This is a genomic window from Neobacillus sp. NRS-1170 (assembly GCF_050468025.1).
The window spans coordinates 1-4,528 of the sequence record NZ_JBITPF010000103.1; the positions used below are offsets into that span (position 1 = coordinate 1).

The window sequence follows — 4,528 nt, forward strand, 5'->3', positions numbered from 1 at the left end:
TTCGTTCATATCAGTACAATCCTTCACAAAGTCAGAAAATAATATTTGAATGCATTCCATTATTCCTCATCTCCAAAGCCAATCATCACTCCAACAACCTCTTTTGAAGTGTTATATTTTACTTTCACTTCGTACATTCCGTCACCATAACCCGACATTGAAACCGCACCACCAGGGACAACTCCCCCTTGTGCATCTGAAGCAACCATATCACAGCATGCTACATAATATCTTAATCCAACTTCATCAATCTCTAAGTTATGTACATTTTCCACTTCATATTGGATGGCTTCATCTCTACCGAATACTGCAAGATCAAAGATTCCAGCTTGTGCAGAATCAACTCCAATCGATTTATCGCAATCATGCCATTTTCCACTTGGTTTCTTTTCTCCAGTAAAAACAATTAAACTTTCAACAACTTCTTCATCAGTGTAAGATATGGATGCTCTCCATTCCCCATTTTTCACATTTGAAAGTATGATTTGCAGTTCTTCTTCTTTATCCACCTGATAACATGGATCAGTAACAATTAACTTTCCACTTTCTACAGTAAAAGTACCCACTGTTTTGGGCTTATTAGTATTCACTCTCGGCACATACCAATCAATAAATTGGCTTAATGTTGATGATTTACAGTCGCTTATTCCAGTTTTATCATTCCAAAGAAAAATTAGTTCTTGTATAAATCTTTTCCTAATACGGTAACAAAGTTTATCACCATTGGTATTTTCTCCAATACAAATCATATCACTCGGTACGTCATTAGGTCTGTTCTCTCGATTTTGTTTTACAATATCAATTGTTAATGCTGATTGTTCATTAGTTGGAATAGGGAATAAAGTCCAATCACCAAATTTTGCTCCATTCGTTTCTAAAAAAAGTTCCTTGTATTCTTCTGGAAAAATAGCACCAAGTGCTTTTTCTGTTTTTTTCAATTCAAGTAATGACACTCCATCCACTTTCGAACTTGGCTTAATCATGTTTATTACTTTCTTCATCGCTTCCTCCATAATACTTTCGGATTATTATGACATTCTACATTGCAAATTAACTACGAGTGATTTTCGATATTAATTATTAAAAACCCTCGGTGAGGGGTGGTATCAAGAAGAAGGGAAACCCGCTCAATTACTCAAAACAGGTGATGTGATAAATATCCCACCTAATGTAAAACATTGGCACGGTGCCACAAAAGACAGTTGGTTTGTACACCTCGCTCTTACACCAGGAGAAACTGAGTGGTTAAAACCTGTAGATGATGAATGGTATAATAAATTATAATTTATAGTTAATATTTATAATTCCGATCCTCCAAATGTGGAGGTCGGTTTTTTTATATAACTTTGTTAAGGATGTACTAAACTAACCTGCCCAGTTACTTCAATATGAAAAGCCGCTGAAATGGCAGCTTGCTCTTAAACACTTGCACCAGTTAGTTTAAGTGCAATTATTTACAATGTTATTATCAAGTAAACTGACACTGTAAATAAAAACGAATATCAAACACTACTTTTAGGTAGTATATGATATTCGTTTTTCGGTTCAATATATATTTGATTATTTTCTTAAAGCTTTTAATGCACCACTCCAAGCAACAACTTGGTCAAGCATTGCATTTACATTATTAAGGTGTAATTCAGCTGGCTTGAAAGTAGTATAGTTTTCAAAATCGGTAAATAAGGAAAGTGTAGGGTGAACACGAACATCTGCAATCATTAGTTCACCCATTATTCCTCGTAAATGTTCAGCTGCACGGGCACCGCCAGTTGAACCATAACTAACGATACCTGCTGCTTTGTTATTCCAGGCTTCACGAGCGAAATCAAGTGCATTTTTTAAGGCTCCTGTTATACTATGATTATATTCCTGAACGATAAATACGAATCCATCCAAGCTGTTAAGTTTTTCGTTCCAAGCTGCAATTCCTGGTTCAGTCCCATCAGTTGTGCCTAAAAAAGGTAATTGATAATCAGCAATATCTACAATTTCATAGTTTGCATCTCCACGTTTGTCAGCAATTCCTTTAACCCATTCTCCCACTTGTGGGCTAACTCGTCCCTGTCTTGTACTCCCTAAAATAATACCTACATTTAATTTTTCATTTGTCATTGTTTTTTCCTCCTATTTAGCTTATTAAAATTTATTTTTCCAAACTTTGTGCACCCATTCCAATTCTCTTTAATAAATCAATTAGCTGTTCTTTTTCATCATTCGAGATAAATGATAAATTTTGAGAAATGGTTGCAACGTGTTTGGGAAAAATCTCGTCAAATAATGCTCTTCCTTCTTCTGTCAGTACGACGTTAGAAGCCCTTCTATCATTTGGGTTTGGTTGTCTTTCTACAAGACCTTTCTTTTCTAACTTATCTACGACATAGGTAATACTTCCACTAGGAATAGAGAATTTCTCACTAATTTTTTGGACAGGATGTGGACCTTTGCTGTAAAGCAATTCAAGAATCATAAAATTTTCATTATTAATTTTATGACTTTCAATGTCCTTCTGAATATTTGCAACAACAGATCTGGAAGCCTTCATCCAAACACGAAACAATCTCAAATCCAGATTACTTTGTTCTTCCATCACCAAACCTCCTTTAAAAATTAAGGTTATCTTGGTTTTATATATAAAGGATAATCTATTTCAGTTGGAATCTCTATTAGCAGCATCCGAAGTTCTTCACCTTTAGGCTGAATGGTAACTGTTTCAACTTTCTTTGATTGAATAATGATGAAATCCTTATTATCAAGCGAAGTCTCCAATTCATCAATAACACCGCCATTACCTCTAATCGCTAAAACAGCTAGGGTCCGATTTGGTGAAAGAGTATAGCTATAGGTTGCACCAATTTCATCATCATACATCTTGGCATCTGTCACGTAATCCTCATGGACATATTTCGAGTAAGTAGGTGTTCGCTTTATCGCTTGGCTCTAATGTGGCTCAAACCAAATTTGAAAGTCTTCTGACCGTTCAAGAATAGATTCGGCATGCTGCACACCTGAGCCTGCTTGCATCACTTAAACACCACAAGCACCTAATTCGTTAATCGTACCAAGAGTATCTTGGTGACGACCTCTACCCTTTATGAAGTAGGTTAATATCTCAAAATCCTGATGAGGATGAAAGCCAATACCACTTTCACCTTCAGATTTGCCCACGCCCAGTAAAACAATGGTCCAAGACGATTAATAAAGGAACGCTTAAAGCAATGAACCAAAATTTATTAGTAATACAATTAATCCTAATATTAATAAAATGATTGGCATCATCATATTTTTGACTGAATCTTTAATTTTAATATGAGTAAAAATAGCCCCAATCATTGTTACAGCTATTAATAATCCACCCCAAGCAGCCAATGTTTCATTCCAAATACCTGCAATAACTAAAGCAGCCGATATAAGTTCCACTAATCCTGTAAATACTCTAAACCATCCTGGATACCCATAATGTTTAAATCCTTCAACCATTTGCTTTGAACCGAACTTTATTAATCCAAACATTAGGAATCCTATTCCCAATAAAACTTGGAGAATAATTGATAAAACAGTCATTTATATTTCTCTCCCTTTACCCTAATATTATTTATCCTAATCTTAGGACTTTTTTATCCTAACATTAGGACATATTTTGTGTCAACAAAAAAACAACTCAATTTATGGATATTGGGTTGTTTTTATCTACTATTCGAATTGTTTCTTATTAAGCTAACCTGCTTCGTAGTGCAAAAAAAAAGATCCCAGCAGCAATCCCCGTTCTTTAACCCTTGCCCCCTATAGCTTAAGTACATCTTTTTACAAACTGACGACAAAAATAAAGACAAATCTGATCCTCTGATAAATTAAACTCTAAATTGGAAAAAGAAAGACCTGTATGTTATTGTACCCCAAGGTCTTAAATTGTTTAGTGCTCAACTACAAACAAGCCCAACTGTTCTATTGCGGGTCTTATTGAATCAATTGATTTTGAAGTGTGTACTCCCATCAGATAATCATATCCTATAAAGACTTTCAGTTTTCGAGGGAAATAAACATCAGAACCAATATCTTCCCGAAAAAGTAATCGGCAAAAAAGAACTACTTTCTCTTTATCTATTTTTTCTATATCCCAAGTATTTGTATAAACCTCCATTAAGTCATTAGGATAAAGTTCATCAAATTCTTTCGTATTCTCAAGAAATTTTTGGTAGGAAAAACTTCGTATTACATTGTTTACCAATAGATACGGAACTCCTAAATAATCCATTACTAACTGTATAGCTTTAATATAGCTATCTTCAACTTGCTTATATGTTTCAATTGTAAGTCCCTCACCTTCAAAAGACTTACCGATATCACTAATTGCGGTCAAATCTTCTTTAAGATTCCTTCTTTTTTCATCACGGAACTTTGGGTTGTATTTTGTAATTTAATACTTATACAATCTTATCTCCCAGACTATTTTTTAAACGAACCTGAACTTTAGATTAAAAAGATAAATGAACGCCTCAGCAATCCTATTATTAATACAGATAGGTAAGGG

Annotated in this window: 7 protein-coding genes and 1 pseudogene; 1 reads left to right on the forward strand and 7 read right to left on the reverse strand. The window is 34.5% G+C overall.

Translation table 11 applies throughout. The features are described from left to right. Nucleotides 1-59: 59 nt before the first annotated feature. Nucleotides 60-1,001, reverse strand: coding sequence for an SMI1/KNR4 family protein (locus ACIFOT_RS31545; RefSeq protein ID WP_430072763.1), 942 nt, complete (start codon nt 999-1,001; stop codon nt 60-62). Between the two features lie 76 nt (nt 1,002-1,077). On the opposite strand from ACIFOT_RS31545, the pseudogene ACIFOT_RS31550 reads away from it, so the two are divergent. Beyond that, a pseudogene (locus tag ACIFOT_RS31550) lies at nt 1,078-1,284 on the forward strand (cupin domain-containing protein); the annotation flags it as partial. 276 nt (nt 1,285-1,560) lie between these two features. Here ACIFOT_RS31550 and ACIFOT_RS31555 read toward each other — a convergent pair. From ACIFOT_RS31555 to ACIFOT_RS31580, 6 genes are all read right to left on the reverse strand, one after another. Then, nucleotides 1,561-2,112, reverse strand: a complete 552-nt coding sequence (locus ACIFOT_RS31555) for an NADPH-dependent FMN reductase (RefSeq protein ID WP_430072766.1) — start codon at nt 2,110-2,112, stop codon at nt 1,561-1,563. A gap of 31 nt (nt 2,113-2,143) precedes the next feature. Next, entirely contained in the window at nt 2,144-2,590 is a 447-nt protein-coding gene (locus ACIFOT_RS31560; RefSeq protein WP_430072769.1) for a MarR family winged helix-turn-helix transcriptional regulator, read from the reverse strand. Nucleotides 2,591-2,613: 23 nt separating this feature from the next. Further along, nucleotides 2,614-2,883, reverse strand: a complete 270-nt coding sequence (locus tag ACIFOT_RS31565; RefSeq protein ID WP_430072772.1) for a hypothetical protein — start codon at nt 2,881-2,883, stop codon at nt 2,614-2,616. A 141-nt stretch (nt 2,884-3,024) separates the two neighbouring features. Then, nucleotides 3,025-3,165 carry a pirin family protein gene (locus tag ACIFOT_RS31570; protein WP_430072775.1) on the reverse strand — a complete coding sequence of 47 codons (141 nt, stop codon included), beginning with the start codon at nt 3,163-3,165 and terminating at the stop codon, nt 3,025-3,027. A 42-nt stretch (nt 3,166-3,207) separates the two neighbouring features. Then, on the reverse strand, nt 3,208-3,561 hold the full coding sequence (locus tag ACIFOT_RS31575) for a DoxX family protein (protein ID WP_430072777.1): 354 nt from the start codon (nt 3,559-3,561) through the stop codon (nt 3,208-3,210). 349 nt (nt 3,562-3,910) lie between these two features. Next, nucleotides 3,911-4,357 carry a hypothetical protein gene (locus ACIFOT_RS31580; RefSeq protein ID WP_430072780.1) on the reverse strand — a complete coding sequence of 149 codons (447 nt, stop codon included), beginning with the start codon at nt 4,355-4,357 and terminating at the stop codon, nt 3,911-3,913. Nucleotides 4,358-4,528 lie beyond the last annotated feature (171 nt).

Coding starts and splice junctions, on each gene's coding strand:
- ACIFOT_RS31575 (WP_430072777.1), bottom strand. CDS start 3,561: ATGACTGTTTTATCAATTATTCTCCAAGTTTTATTGGGAATAGGATTC.
- ACIFOT_RS31555 (WP_430072766.1), bottom strand. CDS start 2,112: ATGACAAATGAAAAATTAAATGTAGGTATTATTTTAGGGAGTACAAGA.
- ACIFOT_RS31545 (WP_430072763.1), bottom strand. CDS start 1,001: ATGAAGAAAGTAATAAACATGATTAAGCCAAGTTCGAAAGTGGATGGA.